The organism is Ruegeria sp. E5, from assembly GCF_056534105.1.
Genome location: NZ_JBQFPA010000002.1, coordinates 619,529 through 634,975, shown reverse-complemented (window position 1 = coordinate 634,975; position 15,447 = coordinate 619,529). Strand labels below are relative to the sequence as shown.

General features: G+C 55.6%; 13 protein-coding genes. 6 read left to right on the top strand and 7 right to left on the bottom strand.

Annotated elements, in window-relative coordinates:
• Positions 1-70: 70 nt before the first annotated feature.
• The 4 genes from ACR0BI_RS11005 to aspT are packed head-to-tail and all read right to left on the bottom strand — an operon-like array spanning position 71 to position 6,050.
• Positions 71-772, bottom strand: a complete 702-nt coding sequence (locus ACR0BI_RS11005) for a response regulator transcription factor (RefSeq protein WP_170394537.1) — start codon at positions 770-772, stop codon at positions 71-73.
• Complete coding sequence (locus ACR0BI_RS11000) at positions 773-2,674, bottom strand: PAS-domain containing protein (protein ID WP_480562014.1); 1,902 nt, start codon at positions 2,672-2,674, stop codon at positions 773-775. It lies immediately after the preceding gene.
• Positions 2,675-2,729: 55 nt separating this feature from the next.
• A complete protein-coding gene (locus ACR0BI_RS10995) occupies positions 2,730-4,346 on the bottom strand; it encodes a bifunctional aspartate transaminase/aspartate 4-decarboxylase (RefSeq protein ID WP_480562016.1) in 1,617 nt (538 codons plus the stop codon).
• 18 nt (positions 4,347-4,364) lie between these two features.
• Positions 4,365-6,050 (bottom strand): aspartate-alanine antiporter, encoded by a 1,686-nt coding sequence (gene aspT / locus ACR0BI_RS10990; protein ID WP_170394528.1) that lies wholly within the window; start codon positions 6,048-6,050, stop codon positions 4,365-4,367.
• Positions 6,051-6,446: 396 nt separating this feature from the next.
• Here aspT and ACR0BI_RS10985 point away from each other — a divergent pair, with 396 nt between their 5' ends.
• Genes ACR0BI_RS10985 through ACR0BI_RS10970 form a run of 4 tightly spaced genes read left to right on the top strand, consistent with a single transcriptional unit; the run spans position 6,447 to position 10,363 of the window.
• A complete protein-coding gene (locus ACR0BI_RS10985; protein ID WP_170422810.1) occupies positions 6,447-7,571 on the top strand; it encodes an ABC transporter permease in 1,125 nt (374 codons plus the stop codon).
• Position 7,572: 1 nt separating this feature from the next.
• Positions 7,573-8,388, top strand: a complete 816-nt coding sequence (locus tag ACR0BI_RS10980; protein WP_170422811.1) for an ABC transporter ATP-binding protein — start codon at positions 7,573-7,575, stop codon at positions 8,386-8,388.
• Positions 8,389-8,393: 5 nt separating this feature from the next.
• Complete coding sequence (locus tag ACR0BI_RS10975) at positions 8,394-9,710, top strand: MlaD family protein (protein ID WP_480562018.1); 1,317 nt, start codon at positions 8,394-8,396, stop codon at positions 9,708-9,710.
• Positions 9,707-10,363, top strand: a complete 657-nt coding sequence (locus tag ACR0BI_RS10970) for an ABC-type transport auxiliary lipoprotein family protein (RefSeq protein WP_170407827.1) — start codon at positions 9,707-9,709, stop codon at positions 10,361-10,363. Before ACR0BI_RS10975 ends, ACR0BI_RS10970 begins: the two co-directional genes overlap by 4 nt.
• A 6-nt stretch (positions 10,364-10,369) precedes the next feature.
• Here the strand turns inward: ACR0BI_RS10970 and ACR0BI_RS10965 are convergent, their stop codons facing one another.
• Entirely contained in the window at positions 10,370-11,950 is a 1,581-nt protein-coding gene (locus ACR0BI_RS10965) for an FMN-binding glutamate synthase family protein (RefSeq protein ID WP_170394512.1), read from the bottom strand.
• 216 nt (positions 11,951-12,166) lie between these two features.
• Between ACR0BI_RS10965 and ACR0BI_RS10960 the strand changes: the two genes are divergently transcribed.
• Entirely contained in the window at positions 12,167-12,574 is a 408-nt protein-coding gene (locus ACR0BI_RS10960) for a fluoride efflux transporter FluC (RefSeq protein WP_480562020.1), read from the top strand.
• A complete protein-coding gene (crcB, locus tag ACR0BI_RS10955; RefSeq protein ID WP_170394509.1) occupies positions 12,571-12,933 on the top strand; it encodes a fluoride efflux transporter CrcB in 363 nt (120 codons plus the stop codon). Before ACR0BI_RS10960 ends, crcB begins: the two co-directional genes overlap by 4 nt.
• Here the strand turns inward: crcB and ACR0BI_RS10950 are convergent.
• On the bottom strand, positions 12,930-14,447 hold the full coding sequence (locus tag ACR0BI_RS10950; RefSeq protein ID WP_170394506.1) for a DHA2 family efflux MFS transporter permease subunit: 1,518 nt from the start codon (positions 14,445-14,447) through the stop codon (positions 12,930-12,932). The genes crcB and ACR0BI_RS10950 overlap by 4 nt on opposite strands.
• Positions 14,444-15,421: an HlyD family secretion protein gene (locus ACR0BI_RS10945; protein ID WP_170625518.1), complete on the bottom strand. Its 978-nt coding sequence runs from the start codon at positions 15,419-15,421 to the stop codon at positions 14,444-14,446. Before ACR0BI_RS10945 ends, ACR0BI_RS10950 begins: the two co-directional genes overlap by 4 nt.
• Positions 15,422-15,447 lie beyond the last annotated feature (26 nt).

The window sequence follows — 15,447 nt, the reverse complement described above, 5'->3', positions numbered from 1 at the left end:
GACCGACAGGTGGGCAGCAGATAGCAAAGCGCCAGCCGATAGACATCTTAGGCGTCGAGGGGACCGACGACTAAGACCAGGTCACGTCACCAAGAAAGATATATCCCGCACCATATATCGTTTTAATAAGGCGCGGGTTTTTGGGATCTTCGCCCAGCTTCGTTCGCAAGCGGGAAATCCGAACATCCATAGCGCGGTCAAAGCTGTCACCTGCCCCGCCACCCAACATGTCCTGCATGCGCGCGCGGCTGATCAGTCGTTTGGGACTTTCAAGAAACAATCGCAGAACCTCACCTTCGGCATGACTGAAAGGTGTCTCGACGCCATCGGCATTGATCAAGACATATCGATCAAACTGTGCGGTCCAACCATTGAATTCGGCTATGTCTGAATTCGGCGTTGCTGGTCCAGTAGAGCGTAGCCGGGCGCGGACCCGAGCAATTACTTCGGCTGGATCAAATGGTTTGGTGATGTAATCATCTGCGCCAAGCTCCAATCCCGTTACCCGGTCCTGTACCTGAGCGCGGCCTGAAATGATGATGACGGCAGCACCTTGCTCAAGCGCAAGTTTGTGCACAAGTGCAAGACCGTCGGTATCCGGCAATGATAAATCCACCAAACACAGATCCGGAGTGACCCTTTTCAGCGAAGCTTCAAATTCACGGGCACGTGAAAAGCTTTGAGTTTGAAACCCGGCATCTTCCAGCGCTTCCGTTAGGATACGGCGGATTTCAGGTTCGTCATCGAGAATGGTCACCAAAGGTTGTGTCATTCAGGCGGCCTCGGTTCGGATCAACGCCGACAATTGCGACGATGTGAATGGTTTGCTTAGGACAGGTGCACGGGTCAATGCCTTATGATGTAGCGGGTCATTTAGCGGCAGCGACGTCATCAGTATGCAGGGCAACGCACCATTCAGCCGGTCGACAATGTCGATCCCAGTGCCTTCGCCCTCCAGCTTAATATCTGATAGAACCAGCGCGATATCACCGATTTCCGACGTCAAGGTCAAAGCTTCATCGACCGAGCTTGCCTCGATCACCGAACAACCCAAATCGACCAGCATGTCCCGGAACTGACTGCGCAGGTCATCGCTGTCTTCAACCAACAATACGAGACCCGCTTGCGCGGATGGGGCAGGACGGTAGGGCAAACGTATCACGACCGAAGCACCAGAAGGCGTGTTGCGCAAATTAAGGTCACCGCCCGCCAGCTTTACCGTGTCGTAGACCATTGGAAGTCCCAACCCCGAGCCATCGCTGCCTTTGGTGGAAAAGAATGGGTTTAACGCCTTCTTTAATGCTTCCCCGGTAAACCCCGGGCCAGTGTCCGACACCGTGATCTCAACCCATATTGTCCCGATTGCATGCGCAGTGATCGTGATCTGGCCCGATGTGCCGCAAGCATCCCGCGCATTCAGAACCAGGTTCAGCAGTGCATCCTGAACCATGCCGGGATCGAGCATCAGCGCCTTGTCGGGTAGAGTATTGACCACCGACAACCCCATGCCCCGCGGCAAGGACGGGGTGGCAAGGATTCGCAAATCCTCCAGTAAACCGCGCATATCCGTCGCCTGAGGTTGAGGCGTGCGATTGCCGGTCATGTCTGCGATGCGATTCAGCAATTGCCCCCCGCGTCGGGCAGTTTGTTGCGTAGCCGTGACTAGCTGATCGGCTTCCTCGGGCAGATTCATCCTCTCTAATCGCGCCTGCATGCCCAGAATGATGGTCAGCAAATTAGAAAAGTCATGGGCAAGACCGCTTGTCATCTGCGCCGCCATGGCTCTGCGCCGCGTTTGCTGAAGGGCAACACGGGCTTGAGTTTCTTCGGTGATATCCACCGACATGACATAAACACCACCCGCTTTATCCGGGGTGAATGATACCCGAATGCGGCGTGAATCCTGATCTTCGGTAAACTCAAAAACCGAAGGTTGGCCTCCATAGGCCTGTTCCAGATGTGGCTTTACCCGGTCATAGGCAGATGACCCCAAAGCCTTTGATATATGAAGGCCCAGAATGTCAGACGGACGGCCGGGCATGACCGAACTAAGGCGGCGGTTTGAGTAGTCGTATCGTCCATCGGCATCCAGATGCGCGATATGAGCCGGCATCATCTCGGTCGTCATCCGCGTGCGGGCCTCGATCTCGGTCAGTTGACGCTTGGCTTCTTCCAGCGCGGTGATGGTTGCGGCCAGTTTGCGGTTTGTTGCAGAAAGCTCTTCGGCATGGCTCAGAAGTTGGCCAGACAGTTCTTCTGAACGGGCGCGCAGCAAATCTTCTACCCGCTTCGTGCGAGTTATGTCGGTATAGACGGCCACCCAACCCCCATTGGGCAAAGGTGCACCTTCAACCGAGATCACCTGACCATTGGGCCGGGTGCGCTCCATATAATGCGGCTCGAACGCGAGGGCCTGTGAAACGCGTAGCTCGACCATCTCGTCAACATCGCCGACCGAACCGTATTCCCCGCGGCTAGCGAGAAAATAAATTGTGTCGCGAAACAGAGCCCCCGGCTCGACAAGTTCGTTTGGCAGGTCGAACATTTCCTGAAACCGCAGGTTGCTGACAACGAGACGCAATTGGCTGTCATAAATTGACAGCGCCTGACCGATCAGGTTCAGGCCAGCCGTGGTCATCGCCTTGATGCGCTGTTCGGAAATGTCCAAATTCATCCTCCCCTGCGCCCATGGGTATCACCAGTTCAGGCGCAGGTGTAGGGAGATTTACCTATCCGTGCAGCGGCAAATTGTTCGCGGCACGGTAGGCTTGAACATAGCCGCGTGCCACTGATCGAACGGCTGTACCAATCTGCGAATAAGCCTCGTCCGGCAGGTTGGCAAAGGACACACGGGCCGACCATCCGGGCGCATCAAATCCGCTGCCGTTCAGCAAAACGATGCCATAGTCTTCGGCCAGCTTGAACGCGATATCCAATGGATGAACATTCTGCTTGATCCAAGCCACGACATCTTCACCGACATATTTTCGCAACCAGTATTCGAAATCGATGATGCCGTAATAGGCGTCGTAATGCTCACCTGCCTGCACCTCGATGCCCATCGCTTCGGTCAGCAGTTTGAAACGGCGATGAACCAACTCCATACAGGCGGTCTGATAGATCTTCTTGCTGTCGACCAACTCACTGAGTGAAAACAGTGTCATCATCACCTGCTGCGGCAGCGACAGGCCCGCCGTGTGGTTCAAAGCCACATCGCGGCTATCGGCCACAAGCCGGTCGATAAAGCGAATGTCGCGCGGTGTCAGGCTAAGCGTGCCATAGCGCTTGTCCAGGGCCTGTTTGATCTCATCCGGGTGATCCGCCAGTTTCAGATCGAAGATGTTGTCTTGCGCGACAGCAATCACGCCAAGACGCCAGCCGGTGCAGCCAAAGTACTTGGAATAGGAATACACCCCGATCGTGTTGCGTGGCAGATGGCCCATGACCGAGGTAAAATCATGCACAAAGGTGCCGTAGACATCATCCGTCAACACGATCAGATCGGGACGGTGGTTTTCCACCAAATCCGCCAGTTTTCGCAGTGATGCGGTGCTTAGTGCAACCGAAGACGGATTGCCCGGGTTGACCAGAAAGAACGCCTTTACCTTGGGATCTTTCAGCTTTTCCACTGCGGCATCCGTCAGTTGGAAGCCGTCTTCCTCGTCGGTTTCCACATGGACGGATTCAAGGCTGTAATCCTCAAGCTCTGGCATTTCCAGATAGGGGGTGAAGATCGGTGTACACAACGCGATCGTATCACCCGGGTTCAGCAGCCGATTGGCTTTGAGAGACTTGAAGATATAACACATCGCCGCCGTGCCGCCTTCGACTGCGAACAGATCGAACTGAGCGTCAGGCCGGTGACCTCGGCACATGGACCACATCAGGTATTCATGGGCAATGGTGGCATTGTGTTTCAGGATGCGGTCAGGCACCGGATAGTTATCACCGATGATCGAATCCGTCAGTTCATGCACAAACTCGTCCGCATCGAAATCAAATGCGGATATGGCATGCGCCACGACCTCAAGCAGCGTATCGACGCCCGGCGTGTCGGAATGATCAGACGCCCAGCTCTGCAGCCGTCCATGGCAACCTTTCTGCGCCGGCATTCCGCCTAAACCAGCGGGGTGGTCCATCACACGTTTGGATTCAGTTATGGCAAATTGACCAAGGGCAAAGAACGCCTCACGCGGACGGGTGGCAACCCAGTTAGGATTGCCGCGCCCCGCGTTCAGGAAAGCACTATTGGCCTTACGCGCCTCGGCCGAGGCCAGTTTGATCAGCTCATCCTTGATCTGAAACGGGCTGAGTGCTTCGTAATCGTGCAGCGTTACTCTATCCATAACGTGAACCTCTCCAAATCAGCTTAGGATCAAAACAACGACCATCCCGAAGATGGTCAATAATGTATTTCCGATCGCATACGGCATTCCGTAGCCAAGCGCCGGGATGCGACTTTGCGCGGCTTCCTGGATCATACCCAACGCCGCCGTCGTGGTGCGCGCACCTGCGCAGGCACCAAACAGAATGGCCGGGTGGAATTTGAACACGTAATGCCCGACGTAAACTGCAAAGATCATTGGTAGCGAAGTCGCGACGATTCCCCATAGCAGCAGCGCAATACCGGCCTGTTGCAGTCCCGCGACAAATCCCGGCCCTGCGGTGATCCCTATCACCGCGATAAACACGTTCAGACCCAGAGTGTTCATCAACCAAAGCGCCGGACCCGGGATGCGCCCAAAGGTCGGGTGCACCGTACGCAGCCAACCCAGCACCAGCCCAGCCAGCAGCGCGCCTCCGGTAGTGGAAAGGCTGATCGGGAAACCACCCATCATGACTGACAGTGTTCCAATGATGCCGCCGATGAAAATCCCCCAGCCTACAAAGGCCAGATCTGTGGTGTCTACCGGGCGGTCGGCATAGCCAATCTGGGCAACTGCGGCCTCGACATGCCGCTTGCTGCCCTGAATTGTGACGATGTCACCACGATGCACGACTGTCCCGGGTAGCAGCGGCAAATCCTGCATGTTTCGCATCAGTTTCGAGACATAAATGCCCCGCGCGATCGACAGTTTGCTTAGCTCTTCAAGCGTCTTGTTATGAACCTCTTTGCTGGTGATCAGCACATCCAGTTTTTCCGACGGTATGCTCAGCAGATCAGGCGCGTCAGCTTCTGTAAGATTGGTCTCAAGCAAACCCACCAGATCAGCGCGGCGGCCTGAGAACATCACAACATCTCCGGCCTGCAATACGGTGTTATCATCTACCTCTATGATCTTCCCGTCACGTCTCAGGCGTTCGGCATAGATGCGGATACCGGGCATCAGATCTTTGACCGGTTGCCCCAGCAGATCGCTACCTTCTGGGATCTCAAAGGCCCGCGCCTCGATCGCGCGATATGCCGAGACGATGCCATCACCGGTTTCAACCGACGTCGTGCCACCCAGCTTAGCCTCATATTCCTTGCAGGCCGCGACCAGATCGACGCCAATCAGACGCGGGCCGATCTTGGCCAGAATGATGGCCGACCCGATTGTGCCGTAAATATAGGTCACCGCATAGGCAATCGGAATCTGGTTAGCATAGGTTTTGGCCTGTTCCGCCGACAGGCCCAGCTGGCCAATTTGGTCGGTGGCAACACCGATCGCCGCTGAAATCGTCTGCGATCCGGCATAAAGCCCCGCAGCATAGCCAAGTTCCAGACCCGCGACCTTAGCTGCGATGATTGGGATAACAAGGCAAAGCGCAAGTACGCTGAGCGCAAAGAACACCTCGCGAGCGCCGTCTGCTTTCAGGCCGCGGATGAACTGAGGTCCGACACCGTAGCCCACAGCAAAGATGAACAAGATGAAGAAAGTCGATTTGACCGCCGAGTCGATTTCAATCTGGGCCTGTCCGATCACCACCGCCGCCAACAAGGTTGCCGTGACCGTGCCCAGACTGAACCCCATCAGTTTCCAAGGACCAACGAGAAAGCCGATACCGATGGACAGGAACACCGCCAGTTCAGGGTAATTTTGAAGAATATGCACCAGCCAATCGACCATCAATCACCTCTCAATCCGCGCCTGACAGGCATTTGAGGCAAAAGCCGGAGACAAGGTGAAGAAGCGCCCAATTGGCCCACTTACTGCCCGACCAAGCCGCCTGTTCGAACACACAACCGCAACAGGAAAACTTCGGCTTCACGATACCTTACAAAGGACATTTGTCTATAATTATCTGAATATTAATAGTTCTGCTTGTCCGCCCTCATTCAGAACACCCCGACTGAGCCTGCGCCACAATGCAAACACGCGAAACGCATGGCTCGCCCGCTCTGCCTGCTCCAGAACCGGAACCATGGGCTTCACTGTCGCTCTACCGCAATGCGCGGGTGCAAAATCCTGAGGGGTTCGAACAAATCCATTGCAGCGACCCGGTGTTTGCCATCACATACCGCTATGACACGGCCGACGATTATTTCCGAGACCAGCGCAACCGGCGTTTGTATCCGCCTTGCCGGAGATCTGCGCACTCAATCGTTGGATCGTGTCGAAGCGGGTTTTGCTGCCCAAAAGCCCAACGGCCAAGATGTCATTGTGGACATGTCGCAGGTGGAATCGCTGGATACCGGAGGGGCCTGGCTAGTCGCCAATCTGGTGCAGCGGATGGGAAGCGAGGGCGCTCAGGTCCAGCTCGAAGGGTTGGCCCCTGCGCATTCGTCATTGATCGAAACAGTATCGCACAACATATCCGAGGTTACAGGAGAAGAACTGCCGCCGCATGGCTTTGTGAATTGGGTTGCCCGGATTGGGCAAAAAACTTTTGGCGCCTGGCAGGACACATTATCAATCATCGGCTTTCTTGGCCTTACTCTGCATCGATTGGTCCGGACTCTGATCATGCCATGGCGACTGCGTCGTGCTGCCTTGGTGTCACAGATGGAGCAAGTCGGCTTCAAGGCGCTGCCGATTGTGTCCTTGATGGGTTTCCTGATCGGCGTCGTTCTGGCCTTTCAGGGCGCGACGCAGTTGAAACAGTTCGGGGCTGAGATCTTTGTTGTCGAATTGATCTCCATCTCGATCCTGCGTGAGCTTGGTATCCTGCTGACAGCGATCATCGTCGCTGGTCGCTCCGGTTCGGCTTTTACGGCTTCGATTGGCTCGATGAAGGTGCAGGAAGAGATTGATGCGATGCGCACCCTGGGGTTGGATCCGATTGAAGTTCTGGTCATTCCCCGTGTTCTGGCGCTGTTGATCATGTTGCCCATTCTTGGCTTTGTTGCCGATATGGCTGGCCTGATCGGCGGAGCGTTGATGAGTTGGATCGACCTCGGTGTCAGCCCCGGCATGTTCCTGACCCGGTTGAAGGAAAATACCGGCGTCGCACAGCTTGCCGTCGGGATGATCAAGGCACCGTTCTTTGCACTGGTGATCGGTGTCATTGCCTGCTGGCAGGCTATGCAGGTCAAAGGTTCATCCGAAAGCGTTGGTCAGCGGACGACAGCCTCGGTCGTGCAATCGATCTTTATGGTCATCGCCATCGACGCCCTGTTTTCGATCTTCTTCTCAGAGTTGGGGATCTGACATGGATGGAGCCGCGCTTCAGGACAAGCCCCAATCCGACGCGAAACGCGAGGCCGTTATTCGTGTGCGCAATTTAACCAACCAGTTCGGCGAGCAAGTGGTCCACGACAACCTCAACCTCGATGTCTGGCGCGGTGAAGTGCTGGGTGTTGTCGGTGGATCGGGCACTGGGAAGTCCGTGCTTTTGCGTACGATCGTCGGGCTGAACAAGCCCAAGTCGGGAAGTATTGAGGTTCTTGGCGTCGATGTTCTTAACGGCCCCGAAGAAGAACGTCAGCGGATCGAAAGAAGCTGGGGTGTGGCATTTCAGGACGGTGCGCTGTTTTCCTCACTGACTGTATTGCAGAACGTGATGGCGCCTCTGCGCGAGCACACGGGTATCAGTGAAAAATTGATGGCCGCACTGGGTGGTCTGAAGATCAGTCTTGTTGGCTTACCTCAACTAAGTTGTAGCAAGTTCCCCTCGGAACTGTCCGGCGGAATGCGTAAACGCGCTGCGTTGGCCCGCGCACTGTCGCTGGACCCCGAAATCGTTTTTCTGGACGAACCAACTGCCGGGTTGGACCCGATCGGGGCCGCCGCATATGATGACCTGATCGGGGAACTTCAGCACACGTTGGGGCTGACCGTGTTCATGGTAACGCATGATCTGGACAGCCTTTATGCCATATGTGATCGCGTTGCGGTACTTGCGGAAAAACGCGTGCTGGTTGAAGGTCCGATAGAAGAGATGACCAAGGTCGACCATCCTTGGGTTCAGGAATATTTCACAGGCCCCCGCGCCCGTGCGGCACAACAGAAGGGGCAGGACAGGTAGAGGCGATGGAGACCCGAGCGAATTACATCCTGATCGGTGCGTTCACCCTGGCGGGCATCCTTGGTGCCTTCGGGTTCTTTCTGTGGCTCGCCAAATTCGAAGTGACCCGGCAATACGCCTATTATGATGTGTTGTTCGACAATGTCTCGGGCCTGTCGGCTGCAGGTGGCGTAAATTACAACGGCTTGCCCGTGGGTCAGGTGGTTTCCTTGGACTTGGACAAAGATGACCCGTCAAAGGTGCGAGTGCGGCTTGAGGTTGATGCCGACATCCCTGTTACCAAAGAAACCATCGCACAGTTGCAATCTCTGGGTGTGACAGGGGTTGCTTATGTTGAGCTTTCCGGAGGGTCTCCAACCGCAGAAAGGCTGGCCCAGAACAGTGTCATCCCAAGCAAGCGCAGTTCGATTCAATCCTTGCTTGAGGGTGCGCCAGAGGTTCTGGAAAAGGCGGTCACCCTGTTGGAGAACCTCAATTCGGTTGTTGATGACAAAAACCGAAAGGCGGTGTCGGATATCCTGAACAATCTGGCAGAAGCGTCGGGCAAGCTGGATAAAACTCTGACGGATTTCCAGTCGCTCTCGTCCGATTTGGGCGGTGCGGCCAAAGACGTTGGAGAATTTACCAAGAGACTGGATACGTTGGCAAACACGGCCGAGACGACGTTGAGCACAGGAACGGACACGCTGAAGAGCATCAAAGAGACCTCAGAATCCGCCAAAACAACGCTAGAGACTGCAAATAACGCCATTGCCAGTGCTGAAAGCGTGATTCAGGAAGATATCCGGCCCTTTATCGAACGCGGGTCAATCCTGGCCGAAAGGCTGACTCGGCTGTCAGATGAAGGCAGCGTTACGCTTGAGGTAATCAGCGAGACTGTTCTGAATGCAAACACCACCCTTGAATCGGTTACATCGACTATGGATTCAGCCAAAGGGGCGCTCGATTCAGCCGAGAGGGCGTTTGACTCGGCAAACCGCGTGATGGACGAGGATATCTCGCCTGTCGCTGAAGATGTGAGTAAGGCGGCCAATCAGGTTGCGGAAACCGTCTCGAATATTACCGAAAAGATTGACAAGATTTCCAACGATGTTCTCAGCGCCTCCCAATCGGCGTCGGATCTGCTGGGAACCATCGACGGGATCGTTCAGGACAACCGCCGTCAGGTTTCGGACTTCTTGCGCGTTGGGTTGCCTCAGTTCATCCGGTTCATCGAGGAATCACAGCGTCTGGTCATCAGTCTGGATAGATTGGTCGACAAGGTCGAACGCGACCCGGCCCGCTTTTTGTTAGGCACCCAAGCATCGGAGTTTCGTCAATGATACGGCCCTTAATATTGACTCTGGTTTTGGCCGCTTTGACGGGCTGCACGGGCTTGGGCACGCTGCGGCAGGCTTCCAAGCCTAATGATTTGTATTTGCTGACACCCAAAAGCACGTTCTCGTCATCGCTGCCGCGTATCCAAAAACAGATCGTTGTCGAAGAGCCCACAGCGACGGCTGCCGTGAACACCGATCAGATCGCCGTGCAGCCCACCTTGCTTCAGGTTCAGTATCTGCCGCGGGCCCGATGGGTGGATCGCGCTCCGTTAATTGTGCAGGCGCTGATGGTCGAAAGCTATGAAAATTCCGGCAAGGTCGCGGCCGTAGGACGTTCGACCGTAGGCCTGAGAGCGGACTATGTGATCGCGCCTGATCTGCGCGAATTTCAGGGCATCGTCATCAGCGAAACCGAAGACACGAAAACGGTCCGCGTAGAAGTGCGCATCAATATCAAGATTATCGATGAGTATGAGGACAAGATCATCGCTTCAAGCTCATTCCAGGAAGCAGTGCTGGCGACGAGCGATAAAACACCCGAACTGGTGGAGGCCTTTGATATCGCCTTGGGCAAGACAATGCGGGATGCCGTGGAATGGAGCATCCGAAAAATCCATACGCATACGCTCAATAACCCGCGATCTAGACCTAGCTAGTGGTCGCTAGAACTGGCTCGCTGAGGCGACTTGCCAGTCAGCGGCGAACTCTTCAGGGATGGTCTTGCCCAACAGAGAGCCGTCATCCAGAAAGCTGTATAGCTCGGCATAAGACCGCTCTCGTTCATCCGCATTTCGGCGCCGGATGTCGGCAGGGCGCAGGTCGGAAACTTTTGCTTTGCCCATAGCCCCTAATATCTCGCGGAAGCTTTCAAGCGTCGCGTCATGAAACCGATGTACGCGCTGTCGTTTCTGTGGCACATTCACCGCCCGCCCACGGATCGGATCTTGCGTTGCCACCCCCGAAGGGCACCTGTTGGTGTTGCAATGCAGCGCCTGAATGCACCCCACCGCAAACATCATCGCCCGCGCCGCGTTACACATATCCGCACCCAAAGCGAATTTCTCGACCATATCGAACCCAGTGGCCACTTTGCCCGAACAGATCACCCGCACCTTGTCGCGGACTCCAATACCGCGCAGACAGTTGTTTACAAAGATCAGTGCCTCGTTAAGCGGCATCCCCAATCGGTTGGTGAACTCGACCGGGGCAGCGCCAGTGCCCCCTTCCGCGCCGTCCACCGTGATGAAGTCAGGCAGAATCTCAGTTTCCAACATCGCTTTGCAAATCGCCATAAACTCGGATCGACGACCGATGCACAGTTTGAAGCCCACGGGCTTGCCACCTGACATCTCTCGCAGATGCTGAACGAAATGCATCAATCCAGTCGGTCCATCAAAGGCCGAATGAATAGGTGGGGAAATCACATCCTGATGTACTGGAACCCCACGAATCTCGGCGATTTCTTCATCCACCTTTGCTGCCGGTAGGACCCCGCCATGAGACGGCTTCGCCCCTTGCGATAGTTTGATCTCGATCGCTTTGACGACATCTTTCTTGGCCTTTTCGGCAAACAGGTCCTTATCGAACCCACCTTCAGGCGTGCGGCATCCAAAATATCCTGTTCCGATTTGCCAGATGATGTCTCCACCTTCTGCCAGATGGTGGGGGGACAGTCCGCCTTCGCCCGTGTTATGCGCAAAACCCCCATCTTTTGCACCGCCATTCAAAGCACGGATTGCGTTGGCGCTGAGTGCACCGAAACTCATTGCTGATACGTTCAGACGCGACGCATTGTAGGGTTTGTCGCACTGAGGGCCGCCCAGTATCACCCGTTCTTCGCTCTCTTCGACGTGCTTGGGGGATAGCGAGTGATCAGCGCGGTGATAACCTACCGTCATGATATCGTACTGAGTGCCAAACGCCTGAGTATCCACCTGCCCCTTGGCGCGGGAATAGACCAGACTGCGGATGATCCGATTATAGGGCCGCCCGCTTTCATTGGTTTCAACGAAATACTGCCGGATTTCAGGGCTGACAAACTCCAACATATATCGGAAGTGACCCAGTACCGGGTAGTTGTTCAGCACATTATGCTTGGTTGTCAGCATATCGTAGAGACCGACAACCGCATAGGGGATCAGTATGATCAGCAACCAGTGGGCGGGTGGCCAGAAAAAACCCCAAAGCAAAGTCAAAGGCAAGCAGACATAGCTGAGGAAATAGTAAAGCCTGCGAACAATCATTTCCTATCTCCCTGAGTAGCGCTGTGACAGCGTGACTTTGAATGGACATTGGGTCCATGACCCTGCTCTTCATCCAGAACGTGGAACAAATTGACCTGTTTGCGCAAGCCCTTGCTAATCAAACAAAGATAACGGTTGGGTTAGCGAGGCCGGTTGAACCAAGCAAAAGCAGTCTGTATGCAAAATGAAACGCTGGTCAGAGCAGGATCAACCGCAGTGTCGAAAACAGCGCCTGTATTCGGGCATCGCGCCCTGATGTATACAGCCGTCTTTGTGGGGGGTGCTGCAGGGTCGTTGCTGCGCGAGCTATTTTCGCTGGAGATCCCCGGCGCTCCGTTCCTAACCGCGACTTTCGGCATCAATGTTGCGGCCTGTTTCGTTCTAGGTTGGCTCTATGCCATTCGAAATCTTGTCCACGCCCACGTCCTGCATCTAGGGGTCGTCGGATTTTGCGGTGGGCTATCGACGTTTTCCTCATTCGTCGCCGAGCTGGAAAGACTGGCAGAAACCGGGAATTGGTTTGTGATTATCGCCGTAAGCGCGGAGATCGCATTTGGTCTTACGGCGGCGGTTCTTGGGGAAGCGCTGGGTCGGCGGCATCATTCCCGGGAAACATCGGAATGACGACCTTGTATCTGCATGCCATGTTCGCATTGGGCGGAGGATTGGGGGCTGTACTGCGGCATTGGCTGGCGCTTCGGGTGACGCATGATCTGCCGTACTCGACCCTGATCGTGAATGTTCTGGGCAGCCTTCTGCTGGGTCTATGGATTGGTTATCTGGGTGGCTCTGCAGAAATGGGCGAAGAGGAAAAACGCCTTGTATTCGGGTTTTGCGGCGGCTTCACCACATTCTCAAGCTTCGCCTATCAATCGCTGCAATTGCACCGTGAACGGACGATCGTATTTGCCGCCGGTAACATCGTTCTCAGCCTCGTCTTGTGCTGGTTCGCGCTATGGCTGGGCCTTGTTCTGACGCGCTAGTGAACGGGTGCTGCAGCCCTTTGGTCGGGCCTGGGCGCGCGGCAGAAGAACAACAGTGGGATCGTGGCCAACGCCAGCAGTCCAAGATTGTTGAATACTGTAAGGTACGAGATCATCTCGGCCTGCCGTGCGATCTCTTGCCCCAGAATGGCGGCGCCCTGGGCGCTATCGGGTGTCAGCCCCAGCGGCGCAAGATAAGCCTGTGCAGCAGGATTGTAGGGTGTCACATTCTGGCTGAGCACTGCCGTATTGGTTTGCAGGCCACGCACGACCCAAGTCCCCACCAATGAAATACCTACCGAAGAGCCAAGCTGCCTGGTGACGTTGAATAAGCCCGAGGCCTCATCCTGCCTTGATTTACTGATGCTCTCGAATGCCAGAATAGACATCGGCACAAACACCAGCCCCATCCCCAGACCACTGACAAAGCCCGGCCAAGCCAGTTGCCAGAAACCGGCGTCGAGGTTGAGCGTGCCCAACATGAAATTCCCCACTGCTGTCAACAGCATCCCCAACCCGGCTAAAACTCGTGGATCAAACCGGGTGACCAGTACGGCCCCGGTCAGCACCATCGATGCACCTGCGGCGATTCCGCGCGGAATGAACAAATGACCGGATTCGATCACGGGGTAATCGAGCAGGCTTTGCACAAAGGTTGGCAGTATGGCGATCCCGCCAAACAATGAGATCGCGAACCCCGCTATCACTAGGTTGCACAGGGCAAAGTTGCGATCCGCAAAAAGGCGCAAATCAACGACAGAATGCCGGGATGTCAGAGAATGGACGATGAACCCCAGCGCCCCAAGAACCGAAGCGATCAGCGCCAGCTGTATCATCCTCGATGACAGCCAGTCCTTGGTCTCACCTTGGTCAAGAATGAATTGAAGGCATCCAATGCCAACTGCCAGCAGCGCCAGGCCTTTCCAGTCGATGCGCACCTCTTCGGTTTTGTCGTCCGGCAACTCGCCCGCCAAAAGCAGCAGGGCCATGGCAGCGACCGGAAGATTGACGAAAAACACCATTCGCCACGAAAAATACTCCGTCAGGACTGCGCCTACAGTTGGGCCCAACACCGGTGCGACCACCACGCCCAAGCCAAAGACCGCCATGGCCTGCCCCCGTTTTTCACGTGGAAAGGCGTCAAACAGGATGGACTGCGACAACGGGATCAGGAACGCGCCGAACATGCCCTGCGCCAGGCGGAACGCGACGATAGTCTGAAGACTCCATGACAGGCCGCACATGACAGACATTGTGGCAAAACCCGTGACCGCAGTCAGGATCAGCCTGCGCCGCCCGACCCGACGCGCGACAAACCCGGTCAGCGGCATGACCACAACGGCTGAGACGATATAGCTGGTTAAAATCCATGTCGCCTGATCGGTTGTGGCCCCAAAAGCCGCCTGAATATGCGGCAACGCAACATTGACGATGGTACTGTCCAGAACTTCGAGAATTGCACTGAGCACGACGGCCACGACAATCACGCGATTGATATGGCCGGCATCAGTCATTGGCTGGGTCCGGTTGTATCCACCGTAACTTTGCTGCTGCCTCCTACACGCAGCGGAGCATCAGTTGGATCAAGCTCAATCCGCACCGGGAAACGTCGAGTGACCTTGACCCAGTTGCCGCTGGAGTTTTCGGACGGCAACAACGAAAACGTATCGCCCGAGCCTCGACCGATCGACGCAACCTTGCCGGTCAGGGTCGTGTCTGGAAGCATATCCACCTGCACTGTGACCGGCTGACCGGGTCGGATGCGTGGCAGTGATGTTTCCTTGAAATTTGCATCGACCCACCAGTCAGACGACTCGACAATGGAAAATTGCGGCGCATTGGCCGAGACAGACGACCCTGGCCGCAGTGTCAGATTTGCGATCCAGCCATCGGCCGCGGCATAGACCTTGGTCCAGACAAGATCGGCCTGCGCGATTTCCAACGCAGCCTGTGAGGACAACACATTGTCCTGCCGGGCCGCGAGACCACTTTGCAATGCGGAAAGCTCGGACCGGCTGGTGGTCAACCGGGCCGAAGCCTGTGCGAATTCGGATGTAGTTTGGTCCAGCGAGGCCTGCGCGAGGTCCCCGTCCGAAAACAAAGCTCGGGCGCGTTCAAGATTGCTCTGAGCCGTTTCGTAGAACGAGTTGGCGCTTTCGACAGCGGCCTGTGCAGCGGTGATCTGGTTCGAGAAGGAGTCAGCCTGCTGAATGGCACTGTCCAGATTAGCTTTGGCCTGATCGACCGAGGCTTGGAACTGTGTCGGATCAATCGAGAACAGCAAATCGCCTGCATTGACCGGCTGGTTTTCGACCACCGCAACGTCTGAAACCTGCCCGGTCACCTGTGCGGCCACATAGATGATATTCGCGCCGATATAGGCGTCTTTTGTTGACGGATACCGCTCTTCATGCCGCCAGAAAAGGAACAATCCAACAGCAATCGTGACCAGGATCCCTGCGGCGGCAATTGCCTTGAATGACTTCATAAGCAGCTTCCTTTTTGGTGCCTAAG